The organism is Clostridium sp. JNZ X4-2, from assembly GCF_054889485.1.
In genome coordinates, this window is record NZ_CM142685.1 from 256,168 (window position 1) to 275,913 (window position 19,746).

Annotated in this window: 12 protein-coding genes and 1 other annotated feature; of the genes, 8 read left to right on the forward strand and 4 right to left on the reverse strand. The window is 34.1% G+C overall.

The window, feature by feature from the left end:
• Positions 1-210 precede the first annotated feature (210 nt).
• From ACYUJ6_RS01405 to trpS, 5 genes are all read left to right on the forward strand, one after another.
• Entirely contained in the window at positions 211-1,413 is a 1,203-nt protein-coding gene (locus tag ACYUJ6_RS01405) for an aspartate kinase (RefSeq protein ID WP_461844115.1), read from the forward strand.
• 34 nt (positions 1,414-1,447) lie between these two features.
• Positions 1,448-2,743, forward strand: a complete 1,296-nt coding sequence (gene lysA / locus ACYUJ6_RS01410; protein WP_461844116.1) for a diaminopimelate decarboxylase — start codon at positions 1,448-1,450, stop codon at positions 2,741-2,743.
• A 96-nt stretch (positions 2,744-2,839) separates the two neighbouring features.
• Positions 2,840-11,461: a GH36-type glycosyl hydrolase domain-containing protein gene (locus tag ACYUJ6_RS01415; RefSeq protein ID WP_461844117.1), complete on the forward strand. Its 8,622-nt coding sequence runs from the start codon at positions 2,840-2,842 to the stop codon at positions 11,459-11,461.
• Positions 11,462-11,582: 121 nt separating this feature from the next.
• Positions 11,583-11,957 (forward strand): desulfoferrodoxin, encoded by a 375-nt coding sequence (locus tag ACYUJ6_RS01420; RefSeq protein WP_461844118.1) that lies wholly within the window; start codon positions 11,583-11,585, stop codon positions 11,955-11,957.
• 108 nt (positions 11,958-12,065) lie between these two features.
• Positions 12,066-12,304 (forward strand) — a binding site (T-box leader).
• Between the two features lie 59 nt (positions 12,305-12,363).
• Positions 12,364-13,377: a tryptophan--tRNA ligase gene (gene trpS / locus ACYUJ6_RS01425; protein WP_461844119.1), complete on the forward strand. Its 1,014-nt coding sequence runs from the start codon at positions 12,364-12,366 to the stop codon at positions 13,375-13,377.
• Positions 13,378-13,459: 82 nt separating this feature from the next.
• Here trpS and ACYUJ6_RS01430 read toward each other — a convergent pair whose 3' ends face one another.
• From ACYUJ6_RS01430 to ACYUJ6_RS01440, 3 genes are all read right to left on the reverse strand, one after another.
• On the reverse strand, positions 13,460-15,052 hold the full coding sequence (locus ACYUJ6_RS01430) for a peptide chain release factor 3 (RefSeq protein WP_461844120.1): 1,593 nt from the start codon (positions 15,050-15,052) through the stop codon (positions 13,460-13,462).
• Between the two features lie 137 nt (positions 15,053-15,189).
• Positions 15,190-16,176 carry a phosphatase PAP2 family protein gene (locus ACYUJ6_RS01435; RefSeq protein ID WP_461844121.1) on the reverse strand — a complete coding sequence of 329 codons (987 nt, stop codon included), beginning with the start codon at positions 16,174-16,176 and terminating at the stop codon, positions 15,190-15,192.
• 132 nt (positions 16,177-16,308) lie between these two features.
• A complete protein-coding gene (locus ACYUJ6_RS01440; RefSeq protein WP_461844122.1) occupies positions 16,309-16,464 on the reverse strand; it encodes a hypothetical protein in 156 nt (51 codons plus the stop codon).
• A 199-nt stretch (positions 16,465-16,663) separates the two neighbouring features.
• On the opposite strand from ACYUJ6_RS01440, the gene ACYUJ6_RS01445 reads away from it, so the two are divergent.
• Positions 16,664-17,224, forward strand: coding sequence for an ECF transporter S component (locus ACYUJ6_RS01445; protein WP_461844123.1), 561 nt, complete (start codon positions 16,664-16,666; stop codon positions 17,222-17,224).
• A 116-nt stretch (positions 17,225-17,340) separates the two neighbouring features.
• Here the strand turns inward: ACYUJ6_RS01445 and ACYUJ6_RS01450 are convergent, their stop codons facing one another.
• A complete protein-coding gene (locus tag ACYUJ6_RS01450) occupies positions 17,341-17,502 on the reverse strand; it encodes a zinc-ribbon domain-containing protein (RefSeq protein ID WP_369703707.1) in 162 nt (53 codons plus the stop codon).
• Between the two features lie 404 nt (positions 17,503-17,906).
• On the opposite strand from ACYUJ6_RS01450, the gene ACYUJ6_RS01455 reads away from it, so the two are divergent.
• Together ACYUJ6_RS01455 and ACYUJ6_RS01460 are read left to right on the forward strand one after the other, a co-directional pair.
• Complete coding sequence (locus tag ACYUJ6_RS01455) at positions 17,907-19,055, forward strand: AlbA family DNA-binding domain-containing protein (protein ID WP_461844124.1); 1,149 nt, start codon at positions 17,907-17,909, stop codon at positions 19,053-19,055.
• A 139-nt stretch (positions 19,056-19,194) separates the two neighbouring features.
• Positions 19,195-19,605: a hypothetical protein gene (locus tag ACYUJ6_RS01460; protein WP_461844125.1), complete on the forward strand. Its 411-nt coding sequence runs from the start codon at positions 19,195-19,197 to the stop codon at positions 19,603-19,605.
• Positions 19,606-19,746 lie beyond the last annotated feature (141 nt).

Sequence of the window (19,746 nt, forward strand, 5' to 3'; positions counted from 1 at the left end):
GGTGTGTTCCTCTACTGTACTTATTTTTTATCCGATGACTGCCATTGCTGGCACCTACAGCTTTTTCAAAGCCCAGGGATTCCAGGCAATGTTATGTTTATGGATTGGTTCTTCTAAGGTTCAGGTATGGAAGGTATTAGTATTCCCTGTGTGAAAACTCCGCTTGAATCCAAGGATAACTTGATAATAAAAGATTTTGGGGGGAGTATTATGGCGATTATTGTTCAAAAGTATGGAGGGAGTTCTGTAGGAACTCCGGAAAAGATAAAAACTGTGGCAAAGTCAGTAGTAAATAAGGTTAAGGATGGTAATAATTTGGTGGTTGTAGTATCGGCAATGGGGGATACTACAGATAATCTCATAACTCTTGCAAATAAAATTACAGATAATCCGGATAAGAGAGAACTGGATGCACTTTTGTCTACCGGTGAGATGAGATCCTGTGCGCTGCTTGCTATGGCAATTAAGGATTTAGGATATGATGCTGTAAGTTATACAGCTTATCAAATCAGGATAAAAACCAGCGGACAGTACGGAAAGTCTCTCATAGATGACATAGATGAAGATAAAATAAAGAGAGCCCTAAGCAATGGGAAAATTGTAATTGCAGCTGGATTCCAGGGCATAAATCATGAAGGTGATGTCACTACCCTTGGAAGAGGAGGATCAGATACTACAGCAGTTGCCATAGCAGTGAAATTAAATGGAACATGTGAAATTTATACTGATGTAGATGGAATATACAGTGTAGATCCCAGGGAATATAAAGATGCTAAAAAGCTGGACGAAATAGATTATGAGGAAATGCTTGAACTTTCAAGTCTGGGAGCTCGGGTCATGCATTCTAGATCTATAGAACTTGCCCAGAAATATAATATACCTGTATATGTGGGTTTAAGCAACAGTGATACAAGAGGAACAGTTATTAAGGGGGTAGATGATATGAATTTGGAAAGTAAGCCGGTAACAGGATTGGCTACTAGTGATGAGGATGTAGCAATTACAGTGAGAAATATTGACAATGATATAAATATTATTGCCAACTTGTTTGAAAAAATAGCCGACAAAAGAATAAATGTAGATATGATAAGTCAGACGGCACCTATAAATAACAGGGTAAATATATCTTTTACCATACCTAAAGATGATTTGAAGGAATGTTTAAGTATTTTAAAGTCCTATTCAAATAACGAAGTCCAAATTGATATAGATGAGGATATAACCAAATTCTCCATAGTTGGCATAGGTATGAAAACAACATCAGGAGTGGTTGCCAGGATGTTTAAATTATTTAGACAAAATGATATAACTGTAAAAATGATAACTACATCAGAAATAAGAATTACCTGTGCTATAAATCAGAAAGATAAAGTCAGAACCATAAATGTTATAGCCAGGGAATTCAATCTTTAGTATTCATGCAAAAACTTTTGGGAGGAAAACCAGTATGAGGTTATTTGGAAATATGGAAGTTAAAAATAATATTTTGTATATTGGCGGAGTAAGTGCAGAAGATTTGGTAAAAAGGTTTAAAACTCCTCTTTATGTAATAGATGAAGACTTTGTAAGGGATAAATGCAGGAGGTATCATAAAGCTTTTGAAGCAGATAAGAATAATAAGATAACCTATGCTGGAAAGGCATTTTTAACGTTAGCCATGTGCAATATAATAAACAGTGAGGGATTACATTTGGATGTAGTATCAGGCGGAGAACTTTATACTGCTTTAAAAAGTGGTTTTCCCATGGAAAAAGTTTATTTTCATGGTAATAATAAAACACCGGAAGAAATTGAAATGGGATTAAATTTTGGAGTGGGCAGATTTGTCGTAGACAATCTCTGTGAAATGAAGAAAATAAATCTTTTGGCACAAAAAAAGAATATAGTGCAAAAGGTGCTGCTCAGGGTAACTCCGGGTATAGAGGCCCACACCCATGAGTATATAAAGACAGGACAGGTTGATTCAAAATTTGGATTTACCATGTTAAAGGGTGAATACATGGATATGATAAAAAAAGCAATGAGTATGCCTAACTTAAAGTTTGTGGGTGTCCACTGCCATATAGGTTCCGAAATATTTGAAATAAAACCCTATGAGGATGAAGTTGAAATCATGCTTAAACTGGTTAGAAGAATAAAAGACGAAACGGGTTATGAAGTGGAAGAATTAAATTTGGGCGGGGGATTCGGGATATATTACAATGAAGGTGACAAACCCAAATCCATAGAAGACTTTTGTGGTATTATACTGGAAAGTGCAAAGCTAAAGTCAAAAGAACTTAACATAAAACTTCCATCCTTAACAATAGAACCGGGCAGATCCATAATAGGCAATGCAGGAACGACCCTTTATACTATAGGAGCCATAAAAAATATTCCCGGTATAAGAAAATATGTATTTGTAGACGGGGGTATGGCGGATAATATAAGACCTGCCCTTTATGGCGCCAATTATGAATGTGCTGTAGCAAATAAAGTTCACAGCAGTTATGAAGAAACTGTAACCATAGGGGGAAAGTGCTGTGAATCCGGAGATATATTAATAAAGGATGTAAAGCTTCCGGAAGCTAAAACGGGGGATATCCTGGCGGTATCTACCACAGGTGCATATGGATATTCCATGGCCAGCAATTACAATAAGATTCCGATTCCAGCAGCGGTTCTTGTAAAACATGGAGAGGCAAGGCAGATTGTCAGAAGACAGAGTTTTGATGAAATGATAGAAAATGAAATAATGATTTAATTTAAATCTATCCTATCTGTGAATTAATATTTTGTGCTTTATTGGAAACAATAAGTACTGCACAACTTTTTTTTACAGGAAAGGATGGATTTTTTTATGATTTATATTATAGGTTTGACTATAATCATACTGCTTGTGGTAATTTATAATAATCTGGATAAATGTGGTGATGTAAGCGATAATATGGGAGATGATATTTCTTCCTTCAATGTAAGCAGAGAAGAATTAAAAAAATATGCCAGGAAAATATCCATTGTTCCAGCAGCTGACAGAAAGAGAAGCTGCAAGAAAAAGTTAATGCGGAGTTTGAACGAAGAGTATAAGAACATTTTAAATGGGCGCAGCTTTTTTGAGGATGAGATCAAAAGAAGAATAGAAATAGTACCCTGTGCTGAATGGCTTTTGGATAATCTGTATCTGATAAAAAAGGAATACAAGGATATTAAGACCAGCATGCCGGAGAGCTGTTACAGAGAGCTACCTGTTATAACAGAAGGCATTATGAAAGGGTATCCCCGAATATATTATATTGCCAAAGAAATGCTGTCACATACATATGGTACTGTAAATGAAGATACCATAGAAGACTTCATAAATACATATGAGGAAAATACAATATTAAAGAATTGTGAGCTTTGGGCACTTCCTGTAATGATAAGAATAGCCTTAATTCAAAATATCGGCATTATAACAAAAGATATAATTTTTATGCAGAAAGAGAGGAATAGGGCTGAAGCTGCAGCAGAGCAAATTATAAATTCAGGAAAGAAAGTAAATGATGGGATAGAAAAGCTGAGGAAAGAAAAAATCAAATTTACATCTCATTTCACAGAAAAGTTTATAACGATATTAAGAGATAATTTTATAGAGGACTCCAGAGTATACAACTGGATAGATGAAGAATTAGGCAAGATAGACAGAACTGTGAAGGTAATGGTAAACATTGATCACCAGAAACAGGGAATATGCCAGATCTCAATGGAAAACTTCATTAATGGTATAAGAGAGATAGGTGCTCTAAACTGGAAAGAAAATTTTAAACATCTCAGTTATGTAGAACGGATTTTAGAAAAGGATCCTGCAGCAATCTATAGTAAAATGGATTTTTATTCAAGGGATTACTATAGACATAGAGTAGAGAAATTATCCAAAGCCATAAATGTGCCGGAATCATTTATAGCAAAAAAAGTATTGGAATGTGCTGAAGAAGCTTCTAAATCTGGAGAAGAGTATGAGAAGCATGTAGGTTATTATTTAATGGATGAAGGCAGGGATTGTTTAAAGAAAAAGATAAAAAACAGTGGTGAGGAATACAGGAAAATTGATTTTAAAATTACAGAAAATATAACTGTAGACTTCTATATAGGAACTATAATGTTTGGAACTATTTTTTTAGATGCCCTTATAACAGGAATAAATTTTTATCTGGAAGGCTTATCTTTATGGCAGTACATAATAGGGGCAATTGTGCTTCTAATACCAAGCAGTGAGATATTTTTATCCATATTTAACTGGAGTATAAATAAACTTTCAGAACCCAGGTTCATACCAAAAATAGAATTTAAACAGGGTATACCTGAAGAGTTCAGTACTGCAGTGGTAATACCTGCGCTTACAAGTGACGAACATAGAATAAGGGATCTTATCAGTGACATGGAAGTGTATTACCTGGCAAATAAAGAGGAAAATCTATATTTTGTACTTCTTGAAGACTTCAAGGATAATACTGGAGAGGAAGATGATAAAGATAAATCCATAGTGAGTACTGCATTGCATGAAGTGAAAAAGCTTAATAAAAAATATGGGTGTCAGGGAAAAGATAAATTCTATTTTTTAAGCAGACACAGAAAATACAATGAAAAGGAAGAAAAATGGATTGGATGGGAAAGAAAACGTGGTAAATTAATGGAGTTCAATTCCCTGATAAGAGGAGATAAGACTACAAGTTATGAGGTTATAAGCGGGGATATAAAAAATTTGTATAAGGTGAAATATGTAATAACTCTGGATGCAGATACTATGATCCCCAAAGATACAGCTAAATTACTTATAGGAGCTATGGTTCATCCCTTAAATCTGCCTTATTTGGATAATAAAAAGATAATAAGAGGGCATGGGTTAATGCAGCCAAGAGTAAGTGTGGGCGTATTGAGTGCAAATAAGACTTTGTATTCAAGCATTTTTTCCGGCCAGACTGGTATAGATGTATATACTACGGCTATTTCTGATGTGTATGAGGATCTGTTTGATGAAGGAATATTTACAGGTAAGGGAATTTATGATGTGGATGTGTTTAATAAGGTTTTAAAAGATGAAATACCTGAAAACACTGTGTTAAGCCATGATCTGTTGGAGGGGTCCTATGTGAGGGCTGCTCTTTTAACGGATGTAGAGCTTATAGACGGATATCCGGCCTATTATGATTCCAGCTGCAAAAGGCTGCACAGATGGGTCAGGGGTGACTGGCAGCTAATACCCTGGATTTTCAAGAAAGGATCTTTGAATAAATTATCCAGATGGAAAATATTTGACAATTTAAGAAGAAGCATGGTATCTCCAGGCATAATGATACTCATTATAATAGCTCTAACTGTATTTGAAAGTCCGGATAATCTTCTGATTGTGGCATTGATTTCATTGTTATGCCCTATATTTTTTGATGTATCGGAAACCGTAGTATGCCCTGCCGGGGAAGCAAGCCTTCCAGGGAAAATAGGGAATTCTAAAAATGCAGTGGAACAATTTTTCCTTATATTAAGCTTTTTACCTTATCAGGCCTATTTAATGTGGGATGCTATCACAAGAACAGTTTACAGGGTATTTATAAGTAAAAAGCATCTGCTTCAATGGCAGACCTCAGCAGATACGGAAGCGGTTTCCACAAAAACATTTAAAGGTTACCTGAAATCCATGTGGATATGCAGTGTTACCGGGGTGGTTATAGCTCTGCTGGCCTTTAGGAATAATATAGATACTGTATTTTTAATGCTGCCCTTTTGTATAATTTGGTTTTTTGCACCTTGGACGGCATTTAATGTAAGCAGGGAAGAAAAGGATAATGAAAAAATACAGATGAAATGTGAAGAAAAAGAACTGTTGAGAAGGTTGAGTAGAGAAACCTGGGCTTATTTTGAGGATTTCATGCTGCCGGAAAATAATTGGCTACCACCAGATAATTATCAGGAGAACCCTTATAAGGGTATAGCTTGTAGAACATCTCCAACTAACATGGCCATGGGGATCACGTCAAATATAGTAGCTTATGATTTGGGGTATATTGGAGTAAGACAGCTCCAGTACAGACTTGAAAATATAATTTTGAATATGGAATCATTGGAAAAATATAAGGGCCATTTTTATAATTGGTATGATATAAAAACTAAAATCCCTCTTGAACCTAAATATATATCTACAGTGGATAGTGGAAATCTGGTGGGATATATGTGGCTTGCAGAGGAAGCACTGGAGGAATACATTGGTTACCCCCTTGTAAATAAAAATATTGTTTTGGGACTGGAGGATACGTTAAAATTAGCTGATGAGGAAATAGGTGAAAAATTTAAAATTCAAAATATATATAAAGATTTTATTGATGCAGAAAACAAATCTGATGTATTTTTTATAAAAAACTTTTTAAATGAAATTATAAAAAAATCACGAAGAATCAGTGAAGAGCAGGGTGACTTGTATTGGAATAAAAAAGTTGAATACATGGCATCTGATTTTGAAGAGGAAATAAATGAATTTTTCCCCTGGGTTGATTTTATAAATAAAAATGAAAAACTCGGACACTTTAAAGCAGGGTTGGGTGAATTGGCGGATAAGACACCTTTGAAAGAAATGCCCGGGGCAATTGATAAATTTCTTCACTGTGAATTTAAAGATTACTGTAAAGATGAAAAAGATTGTAATAAAAGTATAGATGATTTGAAAAATTTGATGGATAATACCAGCTGCAGAATAGGTGATCTTGTTTTTAAAGTGAAAAATATAAAAGATAAACTTGTAAAAATGAGTAAAAACCATGACTTTAGTATATTATATGATAAAAAAAGGCAGCTTTTTGCTATTGGATATAATGTGGAAAATCGTACTATAGGTAATAATTATTATGATTTACTTGCGTCAGAAGCCAGACAGGCCAGTTTTGTAGCCATAGCCAAGGGGCAGGTAGAAAAATCCCATTGGTTTAATTTGGGGAGGGCTATGACTTGTGCTGGAGGAGGCAAGGCTCTTGCTTCCTGGTCTGGAACTATGTTTGAATATTTAATGCCGCTAATAATTATGAGAAGTTTCCCCAATACCTTATTGGGAAATACTTATAAATATATAGTTGAGGCACAAAAAAGATATGCTGCCGGCAAGGATGTGCCCTGGGGTATTTCAGAATCCGCATATTATGATTTTGATTTGAATTCCGTATATCAGTACAAGGCATTTGGAATTCCTGGAATTGGATTAAAGAGAGGTCTTGTTAATGAATTGGTAGTTGCTCCCTATGCTTCTGTAATGGCTCTTCAGGTGGATTTTAAAAATGCCTTGAATAATATAAAGTCAATTGTTAAATTAAAGGCCGAGGGAAGGTATGGATTTTATGATGCTTTGGATTATACAAAGAAAAGACTTCACAAAAACCAAAAAAATGCCTTGGTAAGGTGTTTTATGGTACATCATGAAGGGATGAGTCTTATGTCATTGGACAATGTTCTCATGGGAAATATACTTCAGAAAAGATTTCATAGAATACCAAGGGTAAAGGCTGTAGAGCTTTTGCTTCAAGAAAAAGTATCCGGGAATATTGTTTATGACAGAGAAGAAGATGTTAGAGAAACTAGGATAGCTTTTCACAATGAAAATATAATCACAAGAAGATATGATACTGCAAAGACAAAGATACCGGAGGTAAATATAATTTCCAGTGGAAATTATTCTCTAATGGTGACAAATAGCGGCAGTGGATATAGCAAGATGGATGATATCATGGTATATAGGTATCGTGAAGATGTTGTTGCAAATGATACGGGAATGTTTTTCTATGTAAAGAATATAAATTCCAACGAATATTGGAGTGCCGCCTATGAACCTTGTAAATGCACACCTGAAGAATATGAGGCTGTATTCTCTCCGGATAAATCGGAGTTTAAAAGAAAAGATGGGAATTTAAGAACTCATACAGAAATTACACTGTCTCATGAGGATAGGGGAGAGATAAGAAAAATTTCAATTGCAAATATGAGCAATTCTGTGAGGGAGGTGGAGATCACCAGTTATTTGGAAGTGACACTGGCACCTTATAATGCAGATTTGGTTCATCCTGCCTTTGGAAATTTATTCATACAAACTGAATTTATTCAAAAGCCAGTCTGCATTATTGCAGGCAGAAGACCTAGAAATGCAGATGAACAGAAAAAATGGCTCATGCAGACTATAGCAGTGGAAGGTGAACAAGTAGGTGCAGTTCAATATGAAACCAGCAGGGATAATTTTATAGGCAGAAATAGAAATCTTGTGAATCCAAGAGTAATGGATAATGATGTACAGCTTACCCAGTCAGTGGGAGCGGTAATTGATCCCATAATAAGCATGAGAGTTAGAATAAGGATAGAACCAGGTAAAATTGGCGTGGCAGTTTACAGTACCATGCTGGCAGATTCTAAAGAAAATGCAGTTAAACTTGCGGATAAATACAGTGATATATGTAATGTAAATAGGATGTTTCAGATTTCATGGACTGAAACTCAACTGGAGATGAAATACCTTGGAATAAAATCAAACCAGATAAATGTGTATCAGAAAATGGCTTCTAAGATTTTATTTTTCAATGATTCATTTCAAAACAGATGCAAGTATATCATGAGTATAAAAAGTGGTCAGTCGGCATTGTGGCGCTATGGAATTTCAGGAGATTTACCTATAGTTCTTCTTGTCATAAGAGGCCAAAATCATATGAGTCTTGTAAGACAATTTTTATGTGCCCATGAATACTGGACTCTGAAAAATCTTCCGGTGGATTTGGTTTTGTTAAATTTGGAAGATAGTTCTTATACACAGCCTCTTCAGGATAAATTAAGGGATGCTGTAAATTCTAGCTTGTCTAGAATTAAAAGAAATAAAGGCGGGAAAATATTTATCTATAATAGGAGTTCAATACAAGAGCAGGATGTGGATTTCCTAAAAGCTGTGTCCAGGTTTGTAATAGATGGAGAAGATGGAGAATCATTTAATCAATTTATGGATAATGTGGATTCCATAAAAGGTGAGACAAAGAAGGACTGCAGAAATTACAGGCATAATGAAAGGGCAGGTTCCTCCTATAATTTTGAAATACCCCCACTTCAATATTTTAATAATACGGGTGGATTTTCTAAAGACGGAAGGGCATATATAATAATATTAAAAAACTATAACAATACACCTGCACCATGGATAAATGTGATTTCAAATAAAAAATTTGGATTCCATATTTCTGAAAATGGAGTATCCTATACATGGAATAAAAACAGCAGGGAAAATAAGCTTACAACCTGGTCTAATGATGCGGTTGTGGATGGTGAAGCAGAAGAAATTTATATAAAAGATGAGACAACAGGGCATGTATGGAGTATATCCCCCAAGCCGGTTAGAGATTCTGGAGAGTATGTTGTAGAACATGGCTTTGGGTATTCTACTTTTAAACATGAAGCTGACAGTATAATAGGTGAGATGACTGTATTTGCAGATAAAGAGGATAGTGTGAAGGTTTGCAGGATAAGATTGAAGGATATAAGCGGACATAAAAGAAAACTTTCAGTAACTTACTATGCAAAGCTGGTATTGGGGGTCTGCCATGAGCAGACGGCACAGTATATATATACCGGATTTGATAATGAACAAGGATTTTTATATGCAAGGAATCCGTATAGTGAATATTTTAAAAATGGAATATGTTATATGAAAATTTTAGGTGGTCAAGGTTTGTCCTATACTGGAAGCAGGAAGGAATTTATAGGGAGACAGGGGGACATATCTTATCCTGAAGCTCTTCAGTTTGAAAACTTTTCAAATAAAGTTGGTGCCGGAGTTGATCCCTGTATGGCCCAGAATGTGAAAATAGAATTGGATAAGAACTCACAGGGAGAAATTATAATTCTTCTGGGACAGGAGGATAATTTTGAGCAGATAAGCAGAGTTGTTGAAAGGTACAGTAATGCGGAAAATGTCAGTATGGAATTAAAAAAAGTTCAGGATTACTGGAAAGACCTGGTTGATACTATATACGTTGATACACCGGATGCTTCCATGAATATTATGTTGAATGGATGGCTTATATATCAGGTATTATCCTGCAGGTATTGGTCCAGAACTGCATTTTATCAATCGGGAGGTGCTTATGGATTCAGGGATCAGCTTCAGGATGTAATGGCTCTTTCCTATGTGGATCCTGTCATAACAAGAGATCATATAGTATACAGTGCTTCCAGGCAGTACCTGGAAGGTGATGTTCAGCATTGGTGGCATCCCTTTATAGGAAGTGGAATTAGGACCAGATTTTCAGATGATTTGCTCTGGATGCCCTATGCAGTGGAAGATTATATCCAAAATACGGGAGATTACAGTATATTGGATGAAAAAGTATCATATTTACAGGATGAACAGTTAAAAGAGGGAGAAGATGAAAGATATAATATATCCAATATATCCGAAGAAAAAGGAAATGTTTATGAACACTGTATAAAAGCCATTGAAAGATCTTTGAGATTTGGACCACATAATATACCTCTTATGGGCTCGGGGGACTGGAATGACGGTATGAATACTGTAGGCAATAAGGGTAAGGGAGAAAGTGTATGGCTTGGATGGTTCCTGTACAGTATACTGGATAAATTTATACCAATATGCAGGTTTATGGGAGATAATGAATATGAAAATAAATATTTGAAGTCAAAGGAGTTTATAAAGGATAATCTGGAGAAAAATGCCTGGGATGGAAGCTGGTACAGAAGGGCATATTTTGATGACGGAACTCCGCTTGGATCTGCTAAAAATGAAGAATGTCAAATTGACTCCATTTCTCAATCCTGGTCTGTTATATCAGGAGCGGCAAGGGAATCCAGGGCTAAAGAAGCTGTAGATGCCCTGGATAGAAACCTTATAAAGAAGGATAAAGGCATAATATTGCTGCTTAATCCGGCATTTGACAAGTCTTCTTTGGAGCCGGGATATATTAAGGGATATGTACCTGGTGTCAGGGAGAATGGAGGACAATATACCCATGCAGCCATATGGGCAGTTATAGCTCTTGCCAAAATAGGTGATAATGACAGGGCCTATAGGACCTTTTCCATGATAAATCCCATAAACCATGCCAGGACTTATTTGAATTGTCAAGTTTATAAAGTAGAACCATATGTAGTCTCAGCGGATGTATATGCTGTGGACACTCATATGGGAAGAGGAGGATGGAGCTGGTATACAGGTGCAGCGGGATGGCTGTACAGGGCAGGTATAGAGACAATACTGGGAATGAAGTTCAAGGAGAAGTCGGGATTCACCATTTCTCCTGCTATACCGGACAGCTGGAAGGGTTATAATATACGATACACCAGAGGAAAATGTCTGTACAATGTGGAAGTTGTCAAAAGTGAAAAGAAGGGGATATGGCTGGACGGAAATGAACTTCAAAATGGAATCATACCTTTTTTAAGGGAAGGCAGCCATGAGGTTAAAGTAAATATATGAACAAGGTCTTATTAAAATAAAAATCAATTATATGGGATTAAAAATGCTGGGTTTCAGAAGGACTTTATATTGTAAATGTAGAAGTATTATCCATACAAGATAGTATGAGGAGGAATGGATTATGATAGAAGTTAAACAAGTTTATAAGTGCGAAGTATGCGGTAATATAGTTGAGGTCCTTTATAAAGGCGGCGGAGTTTTAGTCTGTTGTGGTAAACCTATGAAATTGATGGAGGAAAATACTGTAGACGCTGCTGTTGAAAAACATGTACCTGTAGTTGAAAAAATAGATGGCGGAGTGTTGGTTAAGGTTGGTGCAGTGGAGCATCCAATGACACCGGAGCACTATATTCAATGGATTGAAGTTCACACTGAAAATAAAATTTATAGAAAGTATCTGAAACCAGGTGAAAAACCGGAAGCTGCATTTAAATTAGATGAAAAAGTGGTAATGGCAAGAGAATATTGTAATTTACACGGGCTCTGGAAAAAATAATATTTTGTATTGACAATAACTCCCCTGTAAAAATCAGGGGGGTTATTGAAAATAAAATAAATATACATAGTATTTTTTGAGTATTTATAGTAAAATATATAATATAGTTTAAATCCTTTGAAAGAAAGCAAGTAGATTTAAAAACAGATTTTAAGCGAGTTGTATGTGGTGAAAGTACAATAATCATGTTTGAATTGAATGGGTTCTGGAGGAGTAAAATGAATTAAATTAGTAGTTTTAACCGTAATTCTTACGTTACAAGATAGGATTCTGTGATCTATTTAAAGGGGAAGATTATTTTTAATCTTTTTGAATTTAGGTGGTACAGCGTTAATAACGCCCTATAATTTTATATTATGGGGTTTTTTGTCAATAAAAATGTTGCAGTGTTGGAGGTAATAAAATTATGGAAGACAAGAAAAAAGTAATATTTAGCGGGATTCAGCCTTCAGGAAACTTGACTATAGGAAATTATTTTGGAGCTTTAAAGAATTGGGTAAAGCTTCAAGATAAATATGATTGTTATTTTTGCGTAGTGGACCTGCATGCTATAACTGTAAGGCAGGAGCCAAAGGATTTGAGAAGAAGGACTCTTGAAGTATTAGCCATATATCTGGCTGCAGGTATAGATCCGGAAAAAAACACCATATTTATTCAATCTCATGTTTCCACTCATAGTGAAGCAGCATGGCTTTTAAACTGTTTTACTTACGTAGGAGAACTTGAGAGAATGACTCAGTATAAAAGCAAATCTAAAAAGTATGGAGCTGAAGGGGGAGCTGTAAGTGCGGGACTTCTTAATTATCCGGTACTGATGGCTGCGGACATATTACTCTATAATGCAGATCTTGTGCCTGTAGGAAAAGATCAGACTCAACATATTGAAATTACAAGAGATATAGCTGAAAGGTTTAATAATGCATATAGCCCTACGTTTACTTTGCCTGAAGGGTATATACCAGAAGATGGAGCCAAGATAATGGATTTACAGGATCCTAGGAAGAAAATGTCTAAGTCATCAGATAATCCCAATAGTTATATATTGATTATGGATAATCCTGAGGTTATAAGAAAAAAGATAAACAGATGTGTTACCGATAGCTTGGGAAAGGTGAGATATACCGATGATCAGCCTGGAATAAAAAATCTTATGAATATATTGAGTGCCATTACAGGTATGAGTCATGAAACAATAGAAAGTAAGTATGAAAATAAAGGATATGCCGAATTTAAAAATGATACAGCAGAAGCTGTAATAAACGAACTTGCACCAATACAAAATAAGGTAAAGGAATTACTTGGGGATAAAAAGTATTTGGAGGATATATATAAAAAGGGAGCAGAAAAGGCCTATTATGTATCCAATAAGACCTTGAGAAAGATGCAGAAAAAAATAGGGTTTATACCTGTTTCAAGGTAAAAAGTCTTTTAAAGTAAACTTTTGAAATTTATCTGTTATAATAATGGAGAGCAAATTAAAAAGGTTAATTTGCTCTCCATTATTATTCTGATTTTCCTATGTCCGACAATTCAAGACCTTTATTGTGTTCCAGTGCCCAGCTGATGGTCCATTCACTTTGAAATATCAATATATCTCTTCCCTTTAAATCTTTTACTTTTTTTGTGTCACTTGTTAAAACCAAATCATCCAATTTTACATTGGAATTTTCTATCCATCTTATAGCTCTATAAGGTAATACATCTATTTTTATATCTACATTATATTCACTTTTCATCCTGTATTCCAACACTTCAAATTGAAGCAGACCAACTACTCCTATAATGATTTCTTCAATACCTATATTTAATTCCTTAAATACCTGAATTGCACCTTCTTCAGAAATTTCACTTATTCCCTTTATGAATTGTTTCCGCTTCATGGTGTCTATGGTTTTGACTCTGGCAAAATGTTCAGGTGCAAAAATAGGAATACTTTCAAATTTGAACTTTTTATCCGCAGAGCAGAGAGTATCCCCTATACTGTAGATCCCCGGATCAAATACTCCTATTATATCTCCTGCATAGGCCTCTTCAACTATTTCTCTATCCTGGGCTAAAAATTGTTGTGGCTGGGAGAGTTTAACCTTGCTTTTTCCCTGCATGTGGAATACTTCCATTCCCTTTTTAAATTTTCCTGAACATATTCTCATAAATGCAATCCTATCTCTATGTGATGGATTCATATTTGCCTGTATTTTAAATATAAAAGCTGAAAACCCAGGATCAAAGGCATCTATTTCCCCAATGTCAGATTTTCTAGGCAATGGTGCTGTGGTTAAACTTAAAAATTCTTTTAAAAAAGGTTCTACACCAAAATTTGTAAGGGCACTTCCAAAAAATACCGGTGTCAATAAACCATTTCTAACCTCTTTGGCATTGAATTTATCTCCTGCTATATCTAAAAGCTCTATGTCCTCCTGAAGTTTTTGGTGAAGAGGTTCCCCAAGTAAATCTTTGAATACAGCGTCATCTACAGTGCCTTCTACAGATGCTACTGCAGTCTGGCCATGATTGCCGCCATTGAAAACTTCTATTAAGTTTCTTTTTCTGTCATACACACCTTTAAAATCCTTGCCGGATCCTATAGGCCAGTTTATAGGGTAGGACTTTATGCCGAGAACATTTTCTATATCTTCCATTAATTCAAAAGGATCCTTGCTTTCTCTATCCATCTTATTTATAAATGTAAATATGGGTATACCTCTTAAACTGCACACATTAAAGAGTTTTTTTGTCTGGGCCTCAACTCCTTTTGCAGCGTCAATAACCATTACAGCACTGTCTGCTGCCATTAAGGTTCTATATGTATCTTCACTGAAATCCTGATGACCTGGCGTATCTAATATATTTATACAGTAATTATCATAATTGAACTGCATTACTGATGATGTTACAGAAATACCCCTTTGCTTTTCTATTTCCATCCAATCGGATACTGCATGTTTTGAAGCTTTTCTAGCCTTAACTGAACCTGCAAGCCTTATAGCACCGCCATATAACAATAACTTTTCAGTAAGGGTTGTTTTACCTGCATCTGGATGAGATATTATCGCAAAGGTTCTTCTTTTTTCTATCTCTTTTCTTAAGTCTGCCACTACCTTTTCTCTCCTATTCTTTATTAGTTTCATTACTGATTTTAACTTTATTATATATTAATGTCAATGCCATTTGAACTAGTGAAAATAAAAGGTCCTAAGTAAAATACTTAAGGCCTGTATGTTTTTAAGATAAATTAGTTTTTCATAGTATATAAATAATAATTTTTAACATAAATGGGTTTGCTCTTTTTATAATAAAATGCATTTAATGGTTTTTCAAGTAATATTTTAGACTTGTCCAATATAAAATCTGATAATTTTACAGTTACATATGCCAGAATCATGCCGGCAATTACATCTATTACCCAGTGAATTTCAAGATATAAAGTTGAATATATTACACTTAAACAGAAAAAGCCAAATACGAATTTGAATATTTTATTACGTTCTCTAAGTGCTAGCAGAAACATGGCAAAACATATGGACGTGTGCATAGATGGAAAACAATTCAGCGTAATACCAGCAGCAGCTTGGGGACCTAGGTGTCTAGCCAAGCCATCAGGTTGTCCAAGTACATACCATACTTCCTGAAGATGAAAAGTAAGATAAAATGGAGTTATTAAAAATATTTGTAAAACATGAGCTGATAATGCATATTGAATCATTTTCCTAAAATCCTTAATCAGGGCGGATCTGTATATCGCCAATAGAACAGGCAGTACAAAACCATTATTATATACCATCCTAAAAAACCAGGTTAAGGTTTCCGACTTGTATATTCTTGCAAAACTGCCATCGTTAAAGGGTATTTTGCTGAAAATAGGATTCAAGTTCACTATTATGCTTTTGCTTATTTGCCATCTCAACATCTTTCCCCAAAATTCATATCCATGTTCATTTATATAAAATATAAACAAGAAAAAAACAGAACATAACATCAAGAATGGAATTAATTTAACATCCTGTCTAATATCTGAATAAGCAGTAAAACATATTAAAACAATCATAAACATATATATTTTACTAGTTAAACTAATGGACAAATAAGGTGCCAGGTGTAGAGCCTTATGTAAAAAAAACAAACCTATAAGCACAAAATAATATCTGTTTAGTAGTTCCAAAAGTTCTGACCATATATATTTTATTGTTTTCCCTATATTTTTTTCTACAAGTTTCTGCATAAAATTATAACCTCCCTATGTACAAAATAAATTATATCATGAGTAAAACAGTAAGTATACAAAATATTTAAGGATAATTTGGTTTTTAAAGTACATAAGGGAATAGGTGGAAGAACTTAAAGAATTGCAGAATTATATATGCTTTTTTCTAACAACCAATATATCTATTATAAAAACCAGAATACATATTAAAAGTAAAATACTTATAGACAATCTCCCTGTTTTTAATATCAATGCCATTAAAAAGAATATCAATATAAGGCTGCAGAGCCATTTGAAAAATACCATAGTTTTCTCCTTTTAAGTTTATTTATCAAAAGCATTCAGGGGCAAACCCTGTCTGAACTTAAAGATTATTTGATCTGTAAATAGTATTACCCTTATGAAACAAAGTTATTAGATATTAAGGTGTACCCATACATTTTGACTTTTGTAGAAATGTAAATATAATATTACTAACTTATAATTAAAGAGGGGATTGACTGTAATGGAACAAAAAAAATTAAGTATTAGTGATTTAAAAGTCCGGGATATGATTCAAGTAGCACTTATGGCTGCAGTAACCTATATTGCTACATCTGTAATTAACATACCAACAGGGGTTGTGTTTAAAGGAGTTGTACATCTTGGAGACAGTATGGTACTTTTGGCAGCAGTATTATTGGGAAGGAAAAAGGGTTTTTTATCAGCTGCCATAGGAATGAGTTTATTTGACATTTTGTCACCTTATGCTATATGGGCACCTTTTACATTTTTTATAAAGGGTATTATGGCATGGATTGCAGCCACCATTGCTTATAGGGGAGAATATAATGGAGAAAGGCTGTGGAATAATGTGCTGGCATTTATTATGGCTTGCATTTGGATGATAGCTGGATATTATATGGCTGGAGTTTTAATGATGCATTATGTAACCAATATAAGTTTCTCACAGGCATTTGTTCTATCGGCAGCAGAAATTCCGGGGAATATTGCACAGAGTATTGTTGGAATAGTTATAGCACTTCCTCTGGCAAAAGTCTTGAAAAAAGCCAATTTAGTCAAATGATTGTATAAGCATTCATGTAAAATAAGGTCATACAAAGTTAAAAACTTTATATGACCTTTATCAGTTCCATAATTTGTATAATAGGTAAAAGAGAGGCAAATCATCTCTCTTTATTTCTATCTTCTCATCCTGTTCTTTTCAGACTTTCTCTTTTTCCTGCATTCCGGGCATCTTACAGGGTCGTTTTCAAATCCTTTTTCTTTATAAAATTCTTGTTCACCTTCAGTAAATACAAATTCTTTTCCGCAGTCCTTACACACGATTGTCTTATCTGCCATTTAAATAAACCTCCTTAACCAGGACTAATTTTATTCTTGATAATCTACCTCCTAGGGTTAAGGAGAATATAGTACCTTGAAAAAATTTGACCTAATATACATAAATATTATAATTAGAGTAAAACTCTAGATTTATTATACCATATTCTAATAAAAAAGCAATGTTTTAGAAAAATATTGCTTTTCTAGATTCATTGGTATCACTAAAATACAGCAGATATAAGGGCAGTTATTATTTTAGATTCTATTAGCAAATAAAGGAAGAACCTGGAGGAATTAAAATATGTCAATTGGCAGTGGGAATGGAGTATAATTGATTTATATGGATTAATTATGGAATTTTAATAAAAGCAGTATGCAATAAAGGGCAAAATCATGTATATAATAAAGTCGAGGTTATCTTTATGAATATAAAAAAGTTTCTCAATCTATTGAAAAGAATAGAAGGACCTAAATTAGATTTTAAACAATGTATGAATATTGAAAATGATAGTGGAAGAAAGGAGCTGGCCAAGGACATATGTGCTATAGCTAATTCCAGAGGGGGCAGAGGTTATTTGATAATAGGAATTGAAGACAAGAGCAAGAAAGTACTTGGTATTAGTGAAATAAATTTTAGTGAAGAAAAAATACAACAGATAGTCAGTTCCAGAATTGATCCTCCAATACCGGTTTCACTTGAAATTTTACAGTATAACGGGAAAAATATAGCTGTAATAAATATATATGACAGTCCTCAAAGGCCTTATCAAATGCGGGACAATGGAGCCTTTTATATAAGGAGAGGCTCAACCAACGATACTATGCGCAAACAGGAGATAATTTCTGCCCTTCAGGAAAATTTAAGTATAAATGTGGAATTATGCCCTATACCCCATAGTGATTTGAATTGTATAGATGATTCTATAGTAAGGAGATATTTTCTATCACAGGGGATAGAAATTACCGATGAGAATAGAGTAGAGTTAATGGAAAATGCTTCAATAATATATATGGATAAGAACTCCGGGAAATATATGAGTACTTTAGGCGGGCTATTGGTCTTTTCTAAAATTAATAATGTATGCATTCCACACAATATGATAAAAATAGTTAATAAGATTAATAGAAATTCAAATCCTGTGAGTATAATTCAAGGGGATTTGATTTCTATGATGGATGAGGCAGAGAAGATAACTAGGGATATTATAACTATAAAATCATATCCTGTAGAAGTGGTGAACGAGGGAATAAGAGAAGCTATGGTATATAGGGACTATTCAGATTTCTCCAGAGGAATAGAGGTTGTATTGGGGTATAACAGCATAGTGATAACCAGTCCTGGCGTTTTAACAAATAGAAAGAATGCAAATTTCTATAATTATATAAATAGAAACATGTGGATATATGAGAAGATAATAGCCTTAGATACCAGAGAGAGATCCCTGAGTATTGCATCTGGTTTTAACAGGATGAGAAAGGAATTTAAGAATAAGGGAAGAGTTAAATTTATAAATTCCATAAAAGACCATGATTTTAAGGTGGTTTATCCTGGCATTAAAAATTTTAAATGACAATATTAATCTGATAATGTAGAAATATGTAGTAATTTTTATGATAAATTATATATGGAACTGTTGAAAAAATATTCTGAACATTATATAATCTAATTATAAGGATGGCATCTAAATATCAAATTAAGGGGTGATAAAGATGATTCATGTATTTTGCAGCAAAAGAGGTTCAGGAAAAACTAAAAAGTTAATTGGCTTGGCCAATGAAAAGGCAATGATAGGAAGGGGTCATATTGTTTATGTAGATGATGATAAGCGGCCACTATGTGAACTGAATAGGAAAATAAGATTTATAGCTACAAGTGATTTTAATTTAAAAAAGATGGAAACCTTTTATGGTTTTTTGTGCGGCATACTTTCAGAGGATTATGATATTGATACAATTTTTATTGATGGATTGTTCAATATTATAGATGGGAATCTTAAAGATATGTCGCACTTGTTTTATGATATTGAAAAGTTGTCAGTGGAATACAGAGTGAATTTTTATATAAGCATAAATGAAGAGGAAGAAAAAATACCTGAATTTATTATGAAGTATGTAGCATAGCTATAGCTGCATTATTGGTGAGAAAACAATTTTATATTTTATATAGTTAAGACTGGAAACCTTTCCAGTCTTAATATTTATTTCTGGAATATAATTATTGCTATAAAATTTATATCTTGATAATATATGGGTACAATATTG

What these genes read in the sequence shown, in the direction of transcription:
- ACYUJ6_RS01405 (WP_461844115.1), top strand. Translation starts at nt 211, where the DNA reads ATGGCGATTATTGTTCAAAAGTATGGAGGGAGTTCTGTAGGAACTCCG.
- lysA (WP_461844116.1), top strand. Translation starts at nt 1,448, where the DNA reads ATGAGGTTATTTGGAAATATGGAAGTTAAAAATAATATTTTGTATATT.
- ACYUJ6_RS01415 (WP_461844117.1), top strand. Translation starts at nt 2,840, where the DNA reads ATGATTTATATTATAGGTTTGACTATAATCATACTGCTTGTGGTAATT.
- ACYUJ6_RS01420 (WP_461844118.1), top strand. Translation starts at nt 11,583, where the DNA reads ATGATAGAAGTTAAACAAGTTTATAAGTGCGAAGTATGCGGTAATATA.
- trpS (WP_461844119.1), top strand. Translation starts at nt 12,364, where the DNA reads ATGGAAGACAAGAAAAAAGTAATATTTAGCGGGATTCAGCCTTCAGGA.
- ACYUJ6_RS01435 (WP_461844121.1), bottom strand. Translation starts at nt 16,176, where the DNA reads ATGCAGAAACTTGTAGAAAAAAATATAGGGAAAACAATAAAATATATA.
- ACYUJ6_RS01440 (WP_461844122.1), bottom strand. Translation starts at nt 16,464, where the DNA reads ATGGTATTTTTCAAATGGCTCTGCAGCCTTATATTGATATTCTTTTTA.
- ACYUJ6_RS01445 (WP_461844123.1), top strand. Translation starts at nt 16,664, where the DNA reads ATGGAACAAAAAAAATTAAGTATTAGTGATTTAAAAGTCCGGGATATG.
- ACYUJ6_RS01450 (WP_369703707.1), bottom strand. Translation starts at nt 17,502, where the DNA reads ATGGCAGATAAGACAATCGTGTGTAAGGACTGCGGAAAAGAATTTGTA.
- ACYUJ6_RS01455 (WP_461844124.1), top strand. Translation starts at nt 17,907, where the DNA reads ATGAATATAAAAAAGTTTCTCAATCTATTGAAAAGAATAGAAGGACCT.
- ACYUJ6_RS01460 (WP_461844125.1), top strand. Translation starts at nt 19,195, where the DNA reads ATGATTCATGTATTTTGCAGCAAAAGAGGTTCAGGAAAAACTAAAAAG.